At 55.0% G+C, this 20,792-nt stretch carries 18 protein-coding genes; 4 read left to right on the forward strand and 14 right to left on the reverse strand.

Translation table 11 applies throughout. The features are described 5' to 3' along the window. Positions 1 to 9 precede the first annotated feature (9 nt). Positions 10 to 1,674: a Re/Si-specific NAD(P)(+) transhydrogenase subunit alpha gene (locus tag Q7U49_RS10025; protein ID WP_304764126.1), complete on the reverse strand. Its 1,665-nt coding sequence runs from the start codon at positions 1,672 to 1,674 to the stop codon at positions 10 to 12. Positions 1,675 to 1,836: 162 nt separating this feature from the next. Here Q7U49_RS10025 and Q7U49_RS10030 point away from each other — a divergent pair, with 162 nt between their 5' ends. Together Q7U49_RS10030 and mnmA are read left to right on the forward strand one after the other, a co-directional pair. Then, on the forward strand, positions 1,837 to 2,355 hold the full coding sequence (locus tag Q7U49_RS10030) for an NUDIX hydrolase (protein WP_304764127.1): 519 nt from the start codon (positions 1,837 to 1,839) through the stop codon (positions 2,353 to 2,355). Continuing rightward, a complete protein-coding gene (gene mnmA / locus Q7U49_RS10035; protein WP_304764128.1) occupies positions 2,352 to 3,476 on the forward strand; it encodes a tRNA 2-thiouridine(34) synthase MnmA in 1,125 nt (374 codons plus the stop codon). Before Q7U49_RS10030 ends, mnmA begins: the two co-directional genes overlap by 4 nt. On the opposite strand, the gene Q7U49_RS10040 is transcribed toward mnmA, so the two are convergent. Genes Q7U49_RS10040 through Q7U49_RS10060 form a run of 5 tightly spaced genes read right to left on the reverse strand, consistent with a single transcriptional unit; the run spans position 3,473 to position 9,729 of the window. Further along, positions 3,473 to 3,763 carry a metal-sensing transcriptional repressor gene (locus tag Q7U49_RS10040; protein ID WP_304764129.1) on the reverse strand — a complete coding sequence of 97 codons (291 nt, stop codon included), beginning with the start codon at positions 3,761 to 3,763 and terminating at the stop codon, positions 3,473 to 3,475. The genes mnmA and Q7U49_RS10040 overlap by 4 nt on opposite strands. Before the next feature lie 29 nt (positions 3,764 to 3,792). Continuing rightward, on the reverse strand, positions 3,793 to 4,017 hold the full coding sequence (locus tag Q7U49_RS10045) for a DUF2892 domain-containing protein (protein ID WP_304764130.1): 225 nt from the start codon (positions 4,015 to 4,017) through the stop codon (positions 3,793 to 3,795). Between the two features lie 17 nt (positions 4,018 to 4,034). Then, on the reverse strand, positions 4,035 to 5,321 hold the full coding sequence (locus Q7U49_RS10050; RefSeq protein ID WP_304764131.1) for an NAD(P)/FAD-dependent oxidoreductase: 1,287 nt from the start codon (positions 5,319 to 5,321) through the stop codon (positions 4,035 to 4,037). Positions 5,322 to 5,345: 24 nt separating this feature from the next. Further along, complete coding sequence (locus Q7U49_RS10055; RefSeq protein ID WP_370653991.1) at positions 5,346 to 8,624, reverse strand: efflux RND transporter permease subunit; 3,279 nt, start codon at positions 8,622 to 8,624, stop codon at positions 5,346 to 5,348. Positions 8,625 to 8,631: 7 nt separating this feature from the next. Further along, positions 8,632 to 9,729, reverse strand: coding sequence for an efflux RND transporter periplasmic adaptor subunit (locus tag Q7U49_RS10060; protein ID WP_304764133.1), 1,098 nt, complete (start codon positions 9,727 to 9,729; stop codon positions 8,632 to 8,634). Positions 9,730 to 10,304: 575 nt separating this feature from the next. On the opposite strand from Q7U49_RS10060, the gene Q7U49_RS10065 reads away from it, so the two are divergent. Beyond that, positions 10,305 to 11,111 (forward strand): HNH endonuclease, encoded by an 807-nt coding sequence (locus Q7U49_RS10065; RefSeq protein WP_304764134.1) that lies wholly within the window; start codon positions 10,305 to 10,307, stop codon positions 11,109 to 11,111. A 120-nt stretch (positions 11,112 to 11,231) separates the two neighbouring features. Here the strand turns inward: Q7U49_RS10065 and Q7U49_RS10070 are convergent, their stop codons facing one another. Next, the gene (locus tag Q7U49_RS10070; protein ID WP_304764135.1) at positions 11,232 to 12,062 is read right to left on the reverse strand and encodes a DUF4344 domain-containing metallopeptidase; all 831 of its coding nucleotides are present in this window, start codon (positions 12,060 to 12,062) and stop codon (positions 11,232 to 11,234) included. A gap of 94 nt (positions 12,063 to 12,156) precedes the next feature. On the opposite strand from Q7U49_RS10070, the gene Q7U49_RS10075 reads away from it, so the two are divergent. After that, positions 12,157 to 12,522 carry a hypothetical protein gene (locus Q7U49_RS10075; protein WP_304764136.1) on the forward strand — a complete coding sequence of 122 codons (366 nt, stop codon included), beginning with the start codon at positions 12,157 to 12,159 and terminating at the stop codon, positions 12,520 to 12,522. Between the two features lie 175 nt (positions 12,523 to 12,697). Here Q7U49_RS10075 and Q7U49_RS10080 read toward each other — a convergent pair whose 3' ends face one another. The 7 genes from Q7U49_RS10080 to Q7U49_RS10110 all read right to left on the reverse strand — a co-directional run bounded on the left by Q7U49_RS10080 (position 12,698) and on the right by Q7U49_RS10110 (position 20,774). After that, entirely contained in the window at positions 12,698 to 13,987 is a 1,290-nt protein-coding gene (locus Q7U49_RS10080) for an ATP-dependent RecD-like DNA helicase (RefSeq protein ID WP_304764137.1), read from the reverse strand. A 66-nt stretch (positions 13,988 to 14,053) separates the two neighbouring features. Then, the gene (locus Q7U49_RS10085; RefSeq protein ID WP_304764138.1) at positions 14,054 to 14,983 is read right to left on the reverse strand and encodes a helix-hairpin-helix domain-containing protein; all 930 of its coding nucleotides are present in this window, start codon (positions 14,981 to 14,983) and stop codon (positions 14,054 to 14,056) included. Then, complete coding sequence (locus tag Q7U49_RS10090; RefSeq protein WP_304764139.1) at positions 14,980 to 15,408, reverse strand: hypothetical protein; 429 nt, start codon at positions 15,406 to 15,408, stop codon at positions 14,980 to 14,982. Before Q7U49_RS10090 ends, Q7U49_RS10085 begins: the two co-directional genes overlap by 4 nt. Continuing rightward, a complete protein-coding gene (locus Q7U49_RS10095) occupies positions 15,405 to 15,830 on the reverse strand; it encodes a hypothetical protein (RefSeq protein ID WP_304764140.1) in 426 nt (141 codons plus the stop codon). Before Q7U49_RS10095 ends, Q7U49_RS10090 begins: the two co-directional genes overlap by 4 nt. After that, positions 15,823 to 17,907 (reverse strand): hypothetical protein, encoded by a 2,085-nt coding sequence (locus Q7U49_RS10100; RefSeq protein ID WP_304764141.1) that lies wholly within the window; start codon positions 17,905 to 17,907, stop codon positions 15,823 to 15,825. The genes Q7U49_RS10095 and Q7U49_RS10100 overlap by 8 nt, the downstream gene beginning before the upstream one ends. Beyond that, positions 17,900 to 19,471 carry a site-specific integrase gene (locus Q7U49_RS10105; protein WP_304764142.1) on the reverse strand — a complete coding sequence of 524 codons (1,572 nt, stop codon included), beginning with the start codon at positions 19,469 to 19,471 and terminating at the stop codon, positions 17,900 to 17,902. Before Q7U49_RS10105 ends, Q7U49_RS10100 begins: the two co-directional genes overlap by 8 nt. Further along, entirely contained in the window at positions 19,464 to 20,774 is a 1,311-nt protein-coding gene (locus Q7U49_RS10110; RefSeq protein WP_304764143.1) for a site-specific integrase, read from the reverse strand. The genes Q7U49_RS10105 and Q7U49_RS10110 overlap by 8 nt, the downstream gene beginning before the upstream one ends. Positions 20,775 to 20,792: the final 18 nt, after the last annotated feature.

Below are 20,792 nucleotides of genomic sequence, written 5' to 3' on the forward strand. Positions count from 1 at the left end.
TCCTTCTTCTTATTTACGGAACATGGCCAGCATGCGCTGGGTGACGGCAAAGCCGCCGAACATATTGATGGCGGTGAGCACGATCGCCGCGGCAGCCACCCAGCTGATCAGGTCGTTGGGTCGATCAGCGGCATTGGCCCAGGGCGAGACCTGCACCAGGGCGCCAATGGCAATGATGCTGCTGATGGCGTTGGTCACGCTCATGAGCGGTGTGTGCAAGGCCGGTTTGACGTTCCAGACCACCATGTAGCCGACAAAACACGCCAGCACGAACACGGTGAAGTGCGACAGAAAGGCCGGCGGCGCGCTGGAGCCGATCAGCCAGAACAGGGCAGCCGCCACGCCGAACATGATGGCCAGCTTGCTGCCAGCCATGGGTTCGGCCTCGCCCCCGCCATGACCATGACCCTTTTTGGCAGCGGCTGCTGCCGCTGGTTTGGCAGCAGCCGGGGCAGGCGCCGCCGCCTGCTTGGGTGCCGGCGCGGGCCAGGTAACTTCGCCGTTCTTGATGACGGTCAGGCCGCGGATGGCGTCGTCCTCCATGTTGACGTTAACAACACCGTCCTTGGTCTTGCACAACTCCTCGGTCAGGCGGAACAGGTTGGTGGCGTACAGGGTGGACGACTGCTTGGCCAGGCGGCTGACCAGGTCGGTGTAGCCGACGATGGTGACGCCGTGCTTGACCACGACCTGGCCGGGTTCGGTCAGTTCGCAGTTGCCACCTTGCTCGGCCGCCATGTCGACAATCACGCTGCCGGGCTTCATGCTCTGCACCATCTCGGCCGTGATGAGTTTGGGCGCGGGCTTGCCGGGAATCAGCGCGGTGGTGATGATGATGTCGACTTCGCGGGCCTGCTTGGCGTACATGGCGCGCTGGGCCTGCTGGAAACCTTCGCTCATGACCTTGGCGTAACCGCCGCCGCCGGAGCCCTCTTCCTCGTAGTCCACCTTGACGAATTCACCGCCCAGCGACACCACCTGATCGGCCACTTCGGCCCGGGTGTCGTTGGCACGCACGATGGCGCCCAGGCCAGCAGCGGTACCAATGGCGGCCAGACCGGCCACACCCGCACCGGCGATGAAGACCTTGGCGGGGGGCACCTTGCCCGCAGCCGTGATCTGGCCATTGAAGAAGCGGCCAAAGGCATTGGCGGCCTCGATGACGGCACGGTAACCGGCCACGCCGGCCTGCGAGGTCAGGGCGTCCATTTTCTGGGCCCGGCTGAGCATGCGCGGCAGCGCATCGATGGCCAGCACGGTGACCTTCTTGGCGCTAAGTTGCTGCATCAGGTCAGGGTTTTGCGCCGGCCAGATAAAGCCGATCAGCACTTGCCCGGCGCGCATCTGCGCGACTTCGTCAGCAGACGGGGGGCGCACCTTGAACACAATGTCAGAGCCGGACCACAAGGCAGCGGCGGATTCGGCCACCGTGGCGCCGGCAGCGCGGTAGGTGTCATCGGAGCAATTGGCCGCATCGCCCGCACCCGCTTCGACAGCGACGGAGAAGCCCAGTTTGATCAGCTTTTCCACTGCCTCGGGCACCGTGGCCACGCGCTTTTCACCTGGAAAAATCTCTCGCGGCACGCCAATGCGCTGCGCAGTTTGTGCAGGTGACGGAGCGGAGGCAAGGGCAGATTTGTCCGATGCGTCTTGAGTGGTAGCGCCAGCTTGCATGAAGCGTCTCCTCGTATATTGATTGGCAAGTTCTATGATCCGCTGGAGCTTACATCAGTTTTTACAGGTTTTTCTTGACGACCTGCCCACTCCTTGATCCATCTCAAACGAACGAGGCTGGCGCGGTCGAACCGCAAATCGGCGTTTACCGATAATCCGGCCATGACAAACCGATGGAAACCCAGCGCCACCGTGGCCGCAATCATTGAGCACCAGGGCAAGTTCCTGCTGGTGGAAGAACACACACCCGAGGGCCTGCGCCTGAACAACCCGGCTGGCCACCTTGACGCAGGCGAGAGCCTGGTCGGGGCTTGCGCCCGCGAGGCGCTCGAAGAAACCATGCACGTGTTTACGCCGACGCATTTGCTGGGTGTTTACATGGCGCGCTTTCAACGCCCGGCCACTGCCGACCAAGCGGATCAGGACATCACTTACCTGCGCTTTGCCTTTTGTGGCCAGCTGGGTGACTTGCAGGCGGGCCGCAGCCTTGACACCGGCATTGTGCGCACCCTGTGGCTCAGCCCGGACGAGCTGCGGGCCAGTGCGCTGCGCCACCGCAGTCCGCTGGTGTTGCAGTGCACGGAAGACTATTTGCGTGGCCAGCGTTTTCCGCTGGCACTGATCCATACCGACCCCACCATCATCGACCCACGCCCCATCGTCTCGGGTGACAAGTCATGAGCAAGCTGCAACGCGTGGTGGTGGGCTTGAGCGGTGGCGTGGACTCGGCAGTGACCGCCTGGCTGCTCAAGCAGCAGGGCCATGAGGTGATTGGCATCTTCATGAAGAACTGGGAAGAGGATGACCGGAGCTCGGACGAAGACAGCCGCTACTGCTCGTCCAACATCGACTTTGTCGACGCCGCAGCGGTGGCGGACGTGATCGGCATCGAGATCGAGCATGTCAACTTTGCCGCCGAGTACAAGGACCGGGTGTTTGCCGAGTTTCTTCGCGAGTACAGCGCCGGGCGCACGCCCAACCCCGACATTTTGTGCAACGCGGAGATCAAATTCAAGGCGTTCCTGGACCACGCCATGCGCCTGGGGGCCGAGAAAATTGCCACCGGACATTACGCCCGCGTGCGCTTCAATGCCGCCACCGAAAAGCATGAGTTGCTCAAGGGCTTGGACCCGACCAAGGACCAGAGCTATTTCCTGCACCGGCTCAATCAGAAACAATTGGCCAACACCCTGTTTCCCGTGGGCGAGTTGCTGAAAACCGAGGTGCGTCGCCTGGCGCTGGAGATTGGCCTGCCCAACGCCCAAAAGAAGGACTCCACCGGCATCTGTTTCATTGGCGAGCGGCCGTTTCGCGAATTCTTGAACCGCTTCATTGCCAAAGCGCCCGGCCCGATCAAGAACGACCGGGGTCACACCATTGGCGAGCATGTCGGTTTGAGCTTTTACACCCTGGGGCAACGCCAGGGACTCGGCATTGGCGGCCTCAAGGCCAAAGGCGCACCGCGCGGTGGCGGTGAGCACGCGCCCTGGTTTGTGGCGCGCAAGGACATGGCTCACAACACGCTGTGGGTGGTGCAAGGCCACGATCACCCGTGGCTGTTGTCCAATGAGCTCACGGCGCAGGACGCCAGTTGGGTCGCAGGCGCGCCGCCCGGCACCCAGGCGTTGGCGGCCAAAACCCGCTACCGCCAGCTGGACGCGCCCTGTCACCTCGCCGTGCAGGCGGCAGACGCGTTCAAACTGGCATTTTCAGAGCAGCAATGGGCGGTGACGCCCGGACAATCCGCCGTGCTTTACAACGGCGAGGTCTGCCTGGGCGGCGGCATCATCACCGCCCCCTAACCCATGCGCGAGAGCAGGCTTTCCATGTCCTTGAGCATGGTGTCCATGTTTTCTTTTTGGGTGGCATCGGGCTGGACGCAAGTGGCGAGCTCCTGCGCCATGAAGCACATGGTCATGCGCAGGTAAGTGCTGTCAAGGGCCTTGCGCACGGCAGAGAACTGCTGCCCGATCTTCAGGCAGCTTTCGCCCTCTTCAATCATGCGCTGGACACCCCGGATCTGGCCTTCGGCACGTCGCAGGCGGTTGAGCACCTCGGTACGGGCGGCTTCGTCGGTCAAGACAGTCATGCGGCAGTCCAGTTAAAAACGGCTGCCAATCAGTTGGCGCAACCAACTTTTGACTCGGGCACACCCAGCTTTTTCAGGATGATGCCCAGCGGACAAAAATTAGTGAAGCCGGATTGAAACAAATTGGCGCCGACAAAAGCCGTGAAGGCAAGCGCCCACTTGCTGACAAACAGCGGGCTGCCCTCGACCCCCAAGGCCAGCGAGATCATGATGAACATGCCGGCGAAAACCAAAATATAACGTTGTACGGTCATGGTGAAAAACTCCTTGTTTACTTGTTGAGACGATTGATGCCCAGCAAGCCCATGATGTATTTCTCATAGATGGGCTCGGAAGTGCCTTTTTTCAGCTTGCGCATGAAATATTTTTCGTAGGCAATTTTGGCCAGATGGACCCACTTGCCTTTCTTGAACCAGTTCACATTGCGCGGCGGGATTTGTGGCAGGGCCACAAAAGCAGCGCCGGTGTCACCCATGTCGGCCAGGCAGACGGCATTCCAGGTGCCCTTGGCGGTGGCCGGTTGGCCCGCCAGGTCGTTGGCGATGTTGTGGCAGATGGCGGTCATCATGCTCTCGATCATGTAGCCGGTCTTGGGCGTGCCGGTGGGCACCGGGGTCACTTCCACCGGCGGAATGGCGACACACACGCCAGCCGAATAGATGTTGCGGTACGCCTTGCTGCGCTGGAATTCGTCGATCAGGACCATGCCACGCGGGTTGCACAAGTTGGGCACGGCCGCCACGGCGTCGACGCCCTTGAAGGCTGGCAGCATCATGGACATTTTGAACGGCACCTCATGGTCCTTGACCGGGTTGCCATGGTCGTCCAGTTGGGTCACGAACATCTTGCCTTGCTCGACCTTGGTGGTCTTGGCGTTGGTGATCCACTTCATGTCGCGGCCACGCAATTCAGATTCGAGCATCGATTTGCTGTCGCCAACACCGCCCAGGCCGAGGTGGCCAATGTAGGGTTCACTGGTGACAAAGGTCATGGGCACCTTGTTGCGCAATTTGCGACGGCGCAGGTCGGTGTCCAGGATCATGGCGAACTCGTAAGCCGGGCCAAAACAGCTGGCGCCCGGCATGGCGCCAATCACGAGGGGGCCCGGGTTCTTCAAAAACTCTTCGTAGTCGGCAAAGAACGCCTGCGCATGGTCCACATGGCAAATGGAATGGGTGAAGCCGCCGCCACCCGACTTCACCGGGCCGGCGCCCGCCACTTCGTCAAAAGCCAGCTTCGGGCCGGTGGCGATCAGCAGGTAGTCGTAATCCAGCGTCTGCCCGTCCAGCAGCGTCAGCTTGCTGGCGTCGGCGTCGATGTGGGTCACCGCCTTGCCAATGAAGCCGATTTTTTTGCGCGCCAGATACGGCGCAATCGGCAGGGTGACCGCCTCGCGCTCGCGCCAGCCCACCGCGACCCACGGGTTGCTGGGCACAAACTGGAAGTAGTCGGTGCTGTTGACCACCGTGATGCGGTGCTCCTGGGGCAGCATTTCACGCAATTCGTAGGCAGCGGGCATGCCGCCAATGCCTGCACCCATGATGACGATATGAGCCATGTCTTGTCTCCTGTTATTTGAACGTTAGTGAGCTTGACCGAGAGAACCCGGCGCTTCTGCGAGCGCCTTGTTACGGCGCCAGTACAGCGCGTAATACAACACCGGAATCACCACCAGCGTGAGCAGGGTGGACACCAGAATGCCAAAAATCAGGGAAATGGCGAGCCCGTTGAAAATGGGATCGTCCAGAATGAAGAAAGCACCGATCATGGCCGCCAGACCGGTCAGGGCAATGGGTTGCGCGCGCACCGCCGCAGACTGCACCACCGCTTCCTTGAAGGCCATGCCTTGCGCCACCTGCAGCTCGATGAAGTCGACCAGCAAGATGGAGTTGCGCACGATGATGCCCGCCAGCGCAATCATGCCAATCATCGAGGTGGCCGTGAACTGGGCATTCAACAAGGCGTGCCCGGGCATGACGCCAATGATGGTCAACGGAATGGGCGCCATGATCACCAGCGGGGTCAGGTAGCTCTTAAACTGCGCCACCACCAGCAGGTAAATCAAAATCAGCCCCACGCCATAAGCGGCCCCCATGTCACGGAAGGTGTCATAGGTGATCTGCCACTCGCCGTCCCACTTGACCGAGTATTGACGATAGGGGTCGCTGGGCTGGTTGATCCAGTACTCGCCCAATTCACCCGTGTCCGGCAAGGCTGCGGCCTGCAATTTGTCACGGATGGCAAACAGGCCATACAGCGGCGAGTCGAGCTTGCCCGCCATGTCACCAAAGACGTAGCTGACGCCTTGCAGGTCCTTGGTGAAGAAGGGCTTGTCAATGACACCCTGCTCAACCTGCACCAACTCCGACAGTGGCACCATCTGGCCATTGGCCGCACGCAAAGGCATGGCCAGAATCGCATCCAGACCCACCTGGTCACCCAAGGGCAACTGCAGGCGCACCGGCACTGGGTATTTGGCGTGGCCATCGTGCAGGTAGGCCGCATCGACCCCGCTGAGCGCCATGGCCGCCGTCTGTGACACCACGGCCACAGGAATACCCAGCGACTCGGCGCGCTGGCGGCGCACCCGCAGGTAAGCGCGCGGCGCATCTTCTTTCAGCGAGGTATCAACGCCCACAATGTCGGGGGTGGCTATGAAGGCCTGCGCCACGCGGCGTGCCAGCTCCTGGCGTCCGGCCTCGTCAGGACCGTAGATTTCAGCCACCAGCGGTGACATCACGGGCGGGCCCGGCGGCACTTCAACCACCTTGACCAGGGCGTGGTGGCGCGCGCCAATTTTCTCCAGCGCGGGACGCAGTCGCTGCGCAATCACATGGCTCTGGTCGTCGCGGTGCTGCTTGTCCACCAGGTTGATCTGCAAGTCGCCCTGCTCGGCATCGGCGCGCAGGTAATACTGACGCACCAGACCATTGAAGGTGATCGGCGAGGCCGTACCCGCATAGGCTTGCAGGTTCAAGACCTCAGGTTGCTGAGCCAGGTAAGCGCCCAGCTCATGCAGCGCCGCAGCGGTGTTTTCCAGCGGCGTGCCCGCCGGCATTTCGATCACCACCTGAAACTCGCTCTTGTTGTCAAAAGGCAGCATCTTGAGCACCACCCATTGCACCAGGGTCAGCCCGACCGAGAGCAGCAAGGCCACCAGAATGCCCGCGAGCAGCAGCCAGCGCTTTTTGGCACTCTCCAAAAACGGGGTCAGCACCCAGGTGAACAGGCGCTGCAATTTGGGGCCCAGACCCTTGGGCTGCGCCGCAGCATCAGCATGGGTGTGCTGGCGCATCACTTTAAGCGCCAGCCAAGGCGTGACCGTGAAGGCAATGACCAGAGAAATGGCCATGCCCAGGCTGGCGTTGATCGGAATCGGGCTCATGTAGGGGCCCATCAAGCCACTGACAAAGGCCATCGGCAGCAAGGCCGCGATCACCGTCAGCGTGGCCAGAATGGTGGGGCCACCCACTTCATCCACCGCGGTGGGAATGATCTCGCGCAGACTGCGCTCCGGGTACAGGTTTTGATGGCGGTGGATGTTCTCCACCACCACGATCGCATCGTCAACCAAGATACCAATGGAAAAGATCAGCGCAAACAAGGACACCCGGTTCAGGGTGAAACCCCAGGCCCAGGAGGCAAACAAGGTCGCCATCAAGGTCAAAATGACAGCAGCACCGACGATGACAGCCTCGCGCCGGCCCAGCGCAAAACCCACCAGCAAAATCACCGAGCCGGTGGCAAAGGCCAGTTTCTGGATCAGCTTGTTGGCTTTTTCGGCTGCCGTTTCACCATAGTCCCGGGTGATGGTGGTTTGCATGTTGCTGGGAATCACGGTGTTGCCGAGTTCCTGCACCCGCTGGCGCACCGCTCTGGCCACGTCGACCGCGTTGGTCCCCGGTTTCTTGGTCACCGTCAGTGTCAGTGCCGGGTAGACACCGCCCGAAACCACCGCCTGGTCAGCGGCACCCGCGGCAGCCACCCCTGGCGTGTACCAGACATAGCGCTGTGGCAATTGCGCGCCGGTCTCGATGCGCGCCACTTCACGCAGGTACACCGGCAGGCCCTTGTGGACGCCCACCACCACGTCGCCGACATCTTGCGCCGAGCGCAAAAACTCACCCGTTTCCACGCTCAACATCTGACCGCCGGGCACTTCCGGGTCGAGCACCGCACCCGAGGGCATGCTGGCATTGGCGGCGGCCAGCGTGGCCTTGAGCGACAGCACATCGACCCCGCGCTCGCGCAGGCGCGCCGGATCCAGCCACACATGCACTGCGCGCTCCGGACCACCGATGGTTTGCACCTCCCGGGTTCCCGGCACGCGCTTCAATTCGGCCTCAACCGTGTGCGCCACCCGCTCAAGATCCACGGCCGGCAGGGCGTCCTTGCTCCACAAGGTCACCGCCAGCACCGGCACATCGTCAATCCCCTTGGGTTTGACGATGGGCGCGAGCGTGCCCAGGTCGCGCGGCAGCCAGTCCTGGTTGGCGTTGAGCACGTCGTACAGGCGAACCAGTGCATCAGTGCGCGGCACCCCCACCTTGAATTGGACGGTCATCACGGCCATGCCGGGCCGGGCCACGGAGTAGGTGTGTTCAATACCCGCGATCTGGCTCAGCACCTGTTCGGCCGGGCGTGCCACCATGTTGTGCACATCGACACTGCTGGCACCGGGAAAGGGGATCAGCACATTGGCCATGGTGACATTGATTTGCGGCTCTTCTTCGCGCGGCGTCACCAGCACGGCAAACAGCCCGAGCAACAAGGCCACCAAAGCCAGCAGGGGCGTGATGGCGTTGAGCTTGAAAGCCCGCGCCATGCGCCCGGAAATACCCAATTGGTCTTGGTTCGACATGCTCATCTCACTTGGCCGCACTGCCAGCCGCCTGGGCACCGGCCAGACCGGCGCGCACCGGATCCAGCGCGACACGGTCCATGTCACTCAAACCCGCCAATACTTCAACGCCTTGCGAACCATGCTCGGCCCCCAGGCGAATCGCCTTGAGCGCAAAGCCCTGGTTGGACACCACATAAACCGCAGTCAGCTCCCCCCGGCGCAACACGGCAGCCGTGGGGATCACCAGCCGCTGGGACTGCCCGGCGGCAAAACGCACCCGAACCTGCTGTCCCGGCAGCAAGCCCTTGCTCGCGCCGGCCGGCAATTCGAGCCGCCACTCAATGGTCTGCGACACCGCATCGGCCGTGGGCAAATGGCTGGTCTGGCTGGGGCGAACCCATTGGGGCGCCCCGTCTGCCGCCCGCACCTGCACTTCTACCGCCGTACTGCCCTGCACCAGGCTGGAACGCGACACCGGCACCTGCACCACGGCGCGCAGCGGCAAGGGCGCGTAAATCGTCAACAACGGCTTACCCGGAAAAGCCAGGTCACCCGACTCCGCCAGCGTTTGCAGCACAAAGGCATCGAACGGCGCCGTCACACGCGTGAAGCCCTGCGACAAACCAGACTGTTTTTCACCGGCGCTGGCCTGGTCACGACCGGCTTGCGCCGATTTGAGCTGGGCATCGGCGGTGTCCATGGCGGCCTTGCTGACAAAACCCTGGGCCTGCAGCTCACGGGTGCGCTCAAAGTGGGCCTGGGCATTGCGCAGCTCGGCCTGCGCCTGCGCGGCCTGGGCCCGACTGAGTTGCACGCCGGTCTGGGTTTCACGGTCATCGATGGTGGCCAACAACTGGCCGGCGCGCACCGGGTCGCCCGCCTTGACCGCCAGCGTGACCAAGCGCCCCGAAGCTTGCGCCGACACCGTGCTTTGTTTGACCGGTTGCACCACGCCATCCATTTCAAAACCACTGCCCACGGCTTTGAGCTGCACCGCTGCCACGTTCACTTGCGGCTGGGTCTGAGCCAGCACCGGAAGCGCCGCCAGCGACACAAGTACGAGCAATGCCCGCCCGACCTGAGCAGGCTGAACCAGGGCGCGCGCCAAAAACGACTGTTGCATAAAGCTTCCTTCAAAAATACTGTGCCTAGTATATTTGAATACCCCCGGCAGTACACAGACGATGCCACAAGTCCATAAAAAAACCCCGAACAGTCCAGGACTTTTCGGGGTTTTTCAAATGATCAGGAACTCGGGTTAGAAGGGTAATTAGTACGTTTCCACAAACATGGGTGAGTGAATGATACATTTTCTATTTGTTTTCAGTAAGTTAGATTATTGTAACGAAAATAATATCAACATTTTTATTAAAAATGTTGATATAGAGCTATTTTTACGACTAAAGCACATCTAAATCAACATTCTTGTGCTGTAGAACAAGCAACTTGGCGAACTTCCCATTCACTTAGGAGGACCTAGGTAACGGATGAAGGACTGCCGATGAGCATCAACATTCGAACCATGCGCACTATTACGTATCCATCTTATTGCTGTTGGACCGCACTTTGGGGCGACGGATGTCTATATTAAGGTAAAGGCGTTTGAGCGCCCCTGGACTGTGCTCCGAGCTCTTATGCAGTGGATGGATAGTGGTCGAGTACAGTCGACGTAAACCGATCCGTTACGCAGGGAAAAATATGATTGAATCAAAGTACATTGAGGGCGAAGTCGTTCCTGTATTCGATGAGGCCGTTACCGCAGCGGTAAAGTCATACCGAAACAAGGGCGGAGGCAATTCCATGCGGATAGCCATCGAGAATTTTGACGGAAAGGCATATCGAGTAATCGAATGCACTGGGCTTGGTGCTTTCATGCATGCAATCGGCAGATTACAGGAAATCGGCTTGAAGGATATTTTGGAGGGAGAAGACAGCATGAAAAGGGGCTGTGATTGCTGGTTCGTTACAACTCCAGAAATGTTGAACTCTGCAAGCTCACCTGATGCATCCTCAGCCACCCTACCGCTCGCAGCTGCAACTTCAGCAGAGCCTCATGCAGCAGATGCTGCCAGTGAAATTCTTAGCCAACTCGAAAGCCTTAGCACCCTGCCCGAAACAGAGAGGCAATCCATTATCCAGAGTCGAGTTGGTCAGGGCTTATTTCGTTCCAAGCTAGTGCTCTATTGGAAGGGCTGCGCGGTCACTGAGGCCACATGCATTCCATTGCTCAAGGCATCACACATCAAGCCATGGCGGGATTCAAACAACAAGGAACGGCTTGATTCTTTCAATGGGTTGTTGCTCTCTCCCAATCTTGATGCAGCCTTCGATTCTGGACTCATAACATTTGATCCACAGGGAAAAATCATGTTATCCAGTGAAATCACAGGGGCGCCTGCCTATCATCTGCACATTAATGGGAAGATGCGAATCAACCAAAAACTCTTAACAGAAGCGCACCAAGATTACTTAGAGCACCACCGCACTCATGTATTCAGAGCATAGTTTTGACACAATAATGTGCCATCGCATCCTGCGTGTATTGATCGTAGACAATACCCAAAAGTAAAGATCAGCACACCGATGTTGTTGAAGCAGCCATCTTTAAGCTGGTAGGCCTGCCGGTTAACGGGGTAAAAAATACTTCTTAAAACGGCTTTTTATGCCGTAGTCCAACTTTGCATATTCCGCCGCGCAGCGATCGCCACGTTCTTGAGGAAGTCCAACGTAATCTGCTGCAAAAGTACCCCACTTGGATTTTCCACCTATTGCCCAACAGGCCAAGTTGTAAATGCGCTGATCGTTTAAGCTGTGCTCATCAGCCATCAACATCTTCACATGCTCAGTATTTTCTGCGTCGATGACGCTGCTCTTGGCCAAGCGGTTGAAGAACCAGATCGTCGGAAGCACGACTGATATGTTCCTTGGTTCAAGAAAATTTATTGCATAGTAAACGGCGAATTGGTCTGCAACATCCTCTTCCCGTCCTGTTATCGCTATGCGATTAAGACTAATGACTGCGTGCCCAAGCTCATGCAAAAAAATACCCCAGATCACACCATCGAACGTACGCGCGAATTGCTCACGATTCCATTTCGCCGCGACTTCAGTGTCGCCACGTGCTTGTTCCATCATTAGTTCAATCATCTCCACGCAAAAAACGATCGCTGCTCGATTAGAGTCAAAGAAAGCATTCGGCTTCCCGCATGATTCAAAGCCAATGTTCAAATTTGTCCGAAGTCTGATGGTTCCTTGCGTCAACTGGGCCATTCGCTCTGCCAATTTTGAGCTTTTGAATAATTGAAGGACTTGCGCGTGCTTGGGTGTGTCGGTTTCTCCATAAAAGGCCACGGCTCGACCTTTATAAAAAAGCTCTTCAAAGGGCACAGGTCCCAGAGCAAAAACAGGTGTAAGTCCAACCAAAAAGCAGAAAAAAACAACGGTACGCAACATCATTTTCTAATCCCTTTTTTTGGCTACTCATGGAGAAAGATGGGCAAATCAAGCTATCCTGTACTGCTATTATCAGCCATCAAAATGGGAGTAAAAAATGCATAAATTTTTAGTTGTCTGTTTGGCAGGCGTTGCAGTTCTAAGCGGGTGTGCGGCATCCCCAAAAATGGGAAACATCATCCCGCAATCTGGTGGTAAATATCAAGTTATTACCAGCGGACCATCGAGAGACGAAGCCCTGAAATCAGCACTTTTCTCAGCCGAATCAACCTGTAAAGAACGGAATATGCGACACATCGTCTCTGCACAGAGCACAAGCTATAAAGGTGTGGTTTCCGAGGACGCCAACAAGACGATGGACCGTGCCGCCAGCCTTGTTGCTGCTGTCACTGGCACCTGGATTCCGACGTTGTCAGATGATGAAGACTACCAAATGACCCTGGGGTTTTCTTGTGAAAATTAGAAAATCGAAGAAAGTTTCGGGCTGAAGAAGCATGAAACTGGGCTGAAAAACAACTTTCGGCCAACTTGTGAATAGACTGTTTTTTCACGGCTAAATATGCTGGTCTGTCTGACGCTCTTGCAGGTACGTGCGCCCAACTCACCCACCTTCCTTCTGCTTCCGAAAGTGATGGGCATCACTGCAAATTTTCAGCAGTTAATATTCTCTCCCGCAAGCAGGTTCGTCGTTCCAGCGCGATCGAACCGCGCCTGACAGCCTGCACGACCACGGCCTCATCACCAAACAAAACCAGCCGATCTGTCGGACGAGTTACAGCCGTGTAGATCAACGTCTGATCGATCATCCTGGAAGCCTCGGTCGGCAACATAACAAAGCAAGTCGCCCACTGCGATCCCTGAGATTTGTGAATGGTTACCGCATATCCGAGTTGGAGCTTCATTAAAATTCCAGGCGTGATAAAGATTGCCGCGTCATTGACCTCCATGACGCCGACGGCCCCTGATTGTTCGTCTGCCTTTTGAAACACCTCGGTGATGATGCCAAGATCACCGTTTCTCAGATCTGCATCCTCTTCATAGTTGTTGGCCACCACGAGCACAGGATCGCCTTCCAGTAGACGCGCACCGCTCGGGGTTATCCAGGGTATCCAGCCCCGCATTTCATCCCTGTAGTACAACGCCTGACGATCCAGTCCAACGGCCTGCTGCAACTGGGTGTTTATGTTCTCCACGCCCAAGAGCCCCTTCCTTACTGGTGACAAAACAATGTTGCCAATGCCGCCAGCCTCTTTCCACAGACCAATTAACCTTGGCATGTTCGAGTTTGCTTCAATCGAGCAATCATCGCTTTCTGCGAGGGTGCTCTGCGTTTGGTTCGGCATCTCAAGTTCTGAATTTCGGATTGACGTGGCGAACTTGTGTATGCCACTTTGATCACTCTGGCGCTTCACTTGCGAGAGGTTAAAGAACTGTATCGGCGTGTCCACGAGCGCATGAAAAACAAGACCGTCGCCCACTGGTGGGAGCTGCGAAGTGTCCCCTACAAACAGAATGCGCGTTGCCATGGGCAACATGGAAACCAGTCTGTACATTGACAGCAAGTCGACCATCGAAGCCTCGTCAATAACGAGCAGCAAATGCGTTGGAAGATCCGGCTTTTTTTCACCGAGATGATTGGCAATGAGCTTTGCAATGGTCTGTGCCGCCCCGCCTGTGCTCATAGCCATCTTTTGTGCAGCACGACCCGAAAGAGCCACTTGGTAACAGGGAATACCGTCAGCGATTGCATCGTAAACGCCAAGAATCGCCTTCAAGATGGTTGTTTTTCCAGTCCCTGCTCCGCCCGAGATGCAACAAACTGGTGCCATCACTGCACCAACAACGGCATCCCGCTGCTCATCAGTCAAGGTAAACCCAAGGGACGATTCGTAGTCGATCAACGCAGTTTCAACGGAGGGCCTGTTCATGTCCTTTTCCCATGCCGCCAGGAGCGCATGATCACCTGGGCGCCGCTTGTATGCATCAACGAGGAACTAAGCCACGACTGACTCCATCACTGCTTTTCCGTACACCTGATAGGCATTTCCAACCTTAACCAGTAAGCCTTCCTCCGCAGCAATGTCGCCTATGGTCACCGGCGCGGTTGACTTCATGACATCTGAGCACAGCCGTACAAGATTTTTGGCATCAATGACCGTCGATCCAGTTTCAGCTGAATGCCTGACGGCGACGTGCAAAGCCACGCCGGCCATTACACAGTTATCAGTCATGGACAGCTTCAAATCGCTCGCGACCACCATGGTCTTTTGAAATGAAACTCCCATCGCCATAAGAAGGAATGGGTGCGATTTAACTTTCTCAATCGCGTCAGCTCCAAAGATTCCAACAAGCTTGTTACCCAAGTTCAGAGGCAATTGCTGTTCTTCAAGCCATTCGATCGTTTTGTACAAATTGGGAGCCGGCCACTGTTCAAACAGGCGCTGTACACGCTCTTCGGACATGCCCGCGATTTCTAGCAGCGCATCATTGTCACGACTCTCAATGAGATCGTTCAAGTTCCTGACACGCACCAATCTTTTGGCAATCACTGAACCAATGCCCTTGATATTGCTACTCAACCAGCGCGCCAGTATCTTTCCCGAAGGACGCAAAAACTTGATTTCATCGGCATCAATCGTGTACTCATTGACGACAAATCCGTTGACTGAAAACTTCTTGAGGTACTCTTTACCTGAAACTTCCCACAAAGACCCTTCCGTTGCCACTTCCAGTGCATGCTCCGGAAATTTGACGACAAGAGTCTTATCGCGGCTCGTGACGGAGCCATCCTTGTTCACCAAATCAACAGTTGCATATCCCCATGCGCGACATTTTCTTACCTGTACGACCTGCCGCAAATGGACGATGTTGCTCGCAACTTTGTCTGGACGTACCAGACGCACAGGAGATGGTGTTGCATTCATAACTTGAATCCAGGAACGCCATCAAGTACCAGCGCTTGCTGCTTCTTAAAAGCCTTGATCTCTTGCCTCATTCGCTGGTTTTCAGCTTCCAGCTCGGCAAGGCGCTTTAACAAAATGCTGTTGTCAGACGTCACTCGACTTGATTGGATTTGCGCCCGTTCACGGGCTGCATCATGTGCAGCCTTGTCAATCACTTCGTTATTGAACCATTGAGCGTCAGCGTCATCAAGAAGCTTTCTGACAGCACTGTTTTGTGTGCAAACAGACTTTGCGAAGCTGAGTTCTTCGGCAATCACTCGGCGATTGATTCGATTGTTGTAGGCGTACTCATGCCAGTCCCTGAGACGGTTTCGCTCCGCGATCCACACCGCCACTGATGCGACGTTTTCCGTGGCCTTCTGCTGACCATTTTTACCTTTTGTCATTGTCGTCTGATGCCAGGCAATGGCTTATCCAGTTGGGCATTGAGTTTTTCCATGTCAACGCCTGGCATCATGTAGAGGTTGTGTTGCCATCGCACAAACTGCTCTCGAAACAGATTGAGCTGAGTTTCAAGACGCGCCAACTTCGATTCGAGAGTGGCAATCTGCTCCTTCGCAAAATCCAAAGTGAAGTCACTGTCACTATCGCGAACATTCTGGATTGCATCCCGTAAGACATCTTTCTTTGCATTGAACGCCTGAACCAAGGGAGGATAGGACATTAGGGTGTATCGACTTATGCGCTCCTCTCCAAGGACGGAGGCCAGCCGTGCTGCATATAGCTCCCACGTCAGCTTGCCAGACCACTGATCGATCTCATGTAATGCAACTGGCAATGTTTTTTCGGTGATGATTGTTTTAGGCATCAGTCATCCCCATAAAAGCGATCACCGTTGGTGCATCAATAAGCCCAACCGTGTCTGGCTTCACTTTGAATTTTTTTTGTTCTAAAGCTCTTCTGATGGGGCTTGGGTCATGTTCTGGCGGAATCCACAGAATTGCTCCCACCGGAGTTTCATCAGATTCCAACAACTGGCGCTGAGTGCGAATATGCGCAAGTTTCCAGCCAAGGTGTGTTGCCCAACGATCAGCACCAAAGGCGCCTTCCAATGCATCTGCCTGCGCCTTCTCAAATTGAGAAGCCACTCGTTCTTCAAGGCGTTTAATCGCGTCGAGCGTCTTGGGCATTCCTTTAATGCAAACGTGCTCTTTGCAAGTCATGCACTCACCAGCTTTTGCGCACGGGGACATCGCGTAATCATGTGTGCACATGCCGTACTCGGTCACATCAGCAATTCCAAAGCGATTCAACCCTAAGTCTTGATATGAGACCGGCAAATTGACTTTTATTGCTTCCAACGCGGTTGGTCTTTCGGTGAACAACACAATTGCTCGCAACTGTTCCTCGCGTTCACTTTGAGTGCGCAGATCGTAATGACGATTGTCCTCAATGCGCGCACGACCAGCCCATTTCGCGAGCTGCCAACTGTCCATGCCGCCCCGCTCTGCATTGGTGGACAACCACACCCGCAGTTGGTGCGATGTCAATTCAATGTCGGTCCCATCTTCGTCGACGATTTCGAAGCGTTGAAATATGCTTTTGATTGGATTTTTGACATCGCGTCTGGATGTTAACTGGCCGTTAATCTGATCAACGCTTGGAAGAGTCCAACTAAAGGCATAGGGCTCAAAGTCATTATGAAATTCACGATCACGCACTAGAAGTAGTGCCTCCGAAACGGGACGGCCAACGCGCGACATCAGAGGCCAATCCTGCCCTTGATATTTATCATTGATGAACTTGGCTAATCGTCGGTAGGTCGGATTTCCATCCGTTCGAAGTTGCCGAATCCATTTCGAATTGTCAAACACGCTCCATCGCACATCATCTTCACGTTTTGCGCCACCAGCCTCAAGCAAATCGATTTTTGCACCGCTAAAGTTCATGGCTTTTGCAAATGCTAGTGCAGACAACGCATGATCTTCTGGAAAACCTGGCGGAGTGATGCAACTTTCGTGACGATAAAAGATACCGGGGTTGTCATGTGCGAATTTAGCGGCAGTGCGTGCGAATTCACCGATTTTGAGCAATCGATCATGCGCTTCTATTACCGTCGGGCGCATCACTTCGGGAACCCACTTGATCGTATCGCCGAAGCCCTTTTCACCGTACCACCGTACGCCCAGTGCGCCGCCATCCGCGTGGTGCAGGCAGTCGATAGTTAGAGACCCCAACTCACCACCCCTTGATGGAGCGAACATCAAAAAGGTCAGCACACTAGACCAATACTGATCTTCTCTTGTCGTTGCTCTGGAAAAGCAATCCGCAATCGCTATCATTTGATGCAAGCTAGGGCATCTTGTTTCTTGCCACTTACGTGATTCCGAGTCTGTTCTTTCCGCTTTTGATTTCCCGCGACGCCATGGGTTGACCCATACTGGCAATGTCGGTACAAAGCCCTTGTCCCGCAAAAATCCGTAAAGTTGCTCCAACTTCTGTCCAAACTGATAGCGCTTATCAGAAGTTGAATAACGCAGGTCGACCAATTCCCTGACTTTCTGTAGCACCAGACCATCTGTTTTAAGGATGTCCACTTGATCATGGATTATCAGCAGAGCGTCGTGTAAAAGCCGCAAAACGACCATATTGCTCCCAACGCTCTTTATCTCACCAAGACTTTGGGTATATCGCACATGAGCCTTTGCAAAGGTCAGAAAGGGCTCATCCAGCGGGTTAATTAAATATGGATTATTTTTTTCACTGTACTTGGAGAATGCCATTGCATAGGATCGGTCAGCACTTTTAAAGTACCATTTGTTAACTGTGAAACCGCCCTGATCTTCATAAAGCGTTAGGTTGACACGACAATGATTTATGAAGTCCGCCAAGTTTCGTTTGGCATCAAGATCGGCACGGGGTTGGAAGAAAATGACTTCAGACATGCTTGTCCCCCGTGGATTGCTTTGCTTGTGCGTCTTTGCAGAGCAGCACTACTTGCTGTACTGCAAGCAACAGCCGATCAGTTGACTGAATTACATTTGGGGAAATCCCCAATTCAGCTTGACGACTTCGCTCCTCTTGTATCTCCTGAAGTACGTCCTCATGTGGGGCATCGCGCCAAGGCTGAAAGTTACAACATGTATAGCAAGCCCTGTAACCGGAAGCACAAAAAGCATGCGTCCCACAGTTGCCGATCGCTTTTGAGCGGCTATTTTTTACTCGACTGTGGGGATCTTTTGCACGGAGTGCGTCACGCTCTGAGTCGATGAGGACACCGGCAAAGGCTTGTGCAAGCGGCGCCAAGAATGGAGCCATGATGAGGTCAATTTGAGCTGCCATTTCCTCAGTATTTGCGGTGTAAACATCAATGTTTTGAGTGTCGGTGTGATCCAGTGCATGTGCGAGGGCAACACCGGTTATGCCGCGGCGCGCCAGATTCGTGCCTTTTGTGTAACGAAAGCGGCGTGAGGTGAAGTTGATGAACTCACCAGTTCGCTCGGAACGTGCCATGTTTTTAACAGAGACGTGATGCAGAACATCGGCTGCTTGTAAGTTCGTCATGTGCAAAAAATCGGGTGTTTCATCCAGCCGTTTCTCCAGGTCTTGGATGTCTTTGAGTGAATCAACTCGATCATTCGCCAAGAACACCGGTATTTTTTTTCGTATCGCGGATGGCAGCTTTTTTCCAAGCGCACGTTCAACATACTCCTGGGAGGCCCTTGCTTGATTGTCGAGCACCAAGTACGGATCCTCTGTCACGGACAACGGATTAAAGTCCTTACGAAAACCACTGTGTTGCTGTTTCGCTCGTGGGAATCTGATGATGTAGTCATGGCCGTTGGCGTCTTCACGAAAGCTGAGATCACCTGATCGCAATGAGCGAATTTGTACAGAACGTCGCCCAGTAAAAACCAATGTCAGGAAGTAGGCATACTGGGTCAAGTCAAGGATATCCTCTGCAAAGGCGTTTGACGCCCATTCAAGCAAGGCTCCAAGCTCAATCTGTGACAAAGGTCCAGAGTACGGGCAGGCACGTTTAACAGCCTTACCTTTCACATTACCTCTTAACGATAGCTCATCTAGATACTTGACGATATCACTTTCAACGCCCGGAAACCCCCATTCGTTCCAAGCAATCAGAAAGCTCTTCAAAGCACCTAACTTGTACTCATTTTCGCGGTCTAGTGAGGCTCGCCAATTAGATAAGTCAGCAACTGTGACGGATCTAGCTCTGCCGTGATCACAGTACATATTGAAGTAGCCAAGCGCCATTTCGGTGGTTGGAGCCGCGAGTTCCTCGGCATACCGACAAAGCGCATTTCTCAGCCCTTCTGCGGTTGTGCCGTTCAAATCTCTCATACGACCAAGATTGATGGTCTTTGACCCGTCAAGTCTCCAAATATCAGATCGCCGGTCAAACTTGTAACCCATCTTTGAGGTTCTCCATTCCGCTACCTGTGCATGACCGAATGGGGATTCGGAACTCAGTTTTGAAGCGTTACTCATGTTTTTTCTTTCCCTTCTTCAAATGCGTCGCCAATTCTTCTCCGTCCGCTCGCATTACTTTTTTTACTATTTCACGTGTATGCCGGACGTTGTATGTTTGTGCTGTTTGTTCTGATGACCAGCCATATTGAAGCATTCGCGCATCGCTCTCGGCTTTTTTGCCAATTGACGCCACAGCCGGATTGATTTTTGAAAGTGCATTGTTGTCATCAACATTTTTCGAAAACCGATAGTTATGGTTGTGACGAAATCCGTGTCGAGTGATCTCCTCAAACATTTCGGAATTGGTAGAAATTACAGGACCCAGAATGCGATTTCGGAACGCGGTATCAGAGATCGGCTGTCCTTGATACCGCCCCCGCTTCAGTGTTACGAACAATAATGGGGGGGACTTGGCCGTGACCACTTGTGAGCGAATTTCCATTACGTAGGCACGGATTCGCCTAGCCAGATCGATGGGAATATCAAGATTCCGCGCCAAAGTTTTGGCTACGGGCTGTAGTTTTCTGGGATCAAGTAGATCATCATGGCGCCGCAAGATGCTTATCTTGCCTGCGTTGAAATCCACGTCGCCGACTCTGAGTGCGAGAACTTCACCTGATCGCATCCCTGTTTCATACAAAATGTCGAACATCAGAGCATTGCGCGTTCTCACAGCAATATTTTTGTAGGGGTTGTCTGGTGAGTCCACCCTGACCACACTCATGAATTTCTCAAACACTTCTGGCGGAGGCGCTTTCGAGTCAGGGTCATATGCCATCCCTTTGTTTCCTTGACCTTCTGGTTTTTGAGCGAGTATCAACTTCTTCATGTCGTTGATAGCTGGCACGATCGATGTGAAATTGGGCCTCCGTCGTAGCAGTGCACTGGCTGTGAAACTCAGGAATTTGGCAATCTCGGCCAAACGATTGGCAGCATGCAGTTTTGATACTGAATCAAGATGTCGAATGCTGGAGGGATTGCTTGCGGACAATTTCGCCACGTTTTTTTTGCTCTTGAGCAGGCTCCATGCTCTTAAATCGCGTGTGCTTAGTAAGCAATGGTCCCGGAGTGAATAAACGTCCGCATCGGACAAAAATTGACCCTGACTGGCCTCCAAAATTAAGTCACGCTCATTGAGTTGCTCCCACAACCTCAAATGGAGGATGTGACGAATGGAGTTCACAATCGTGGTCTGCATTAAGGAGGTCCGCAGCTCTTCAGTCACATAAAGCGTGATCCAGAAGTCTGGCATCCCATCGGCATCCAACACCATGGGGTATCTCTCCCCCTGCGCAAATATCAAGTGATTCAGTTTTCCCATGCTGCTTATCTCCCCATC

This window comes from Rhodoferax sp., assembly GCF_030653815.1.
Taxonomy (GTDB): domain Bacteria; phylum Pseudomonadota; class Gammaproteobacteria; order Burkholderiales; family Burkholderiaceae_C; genus Rhodoferax.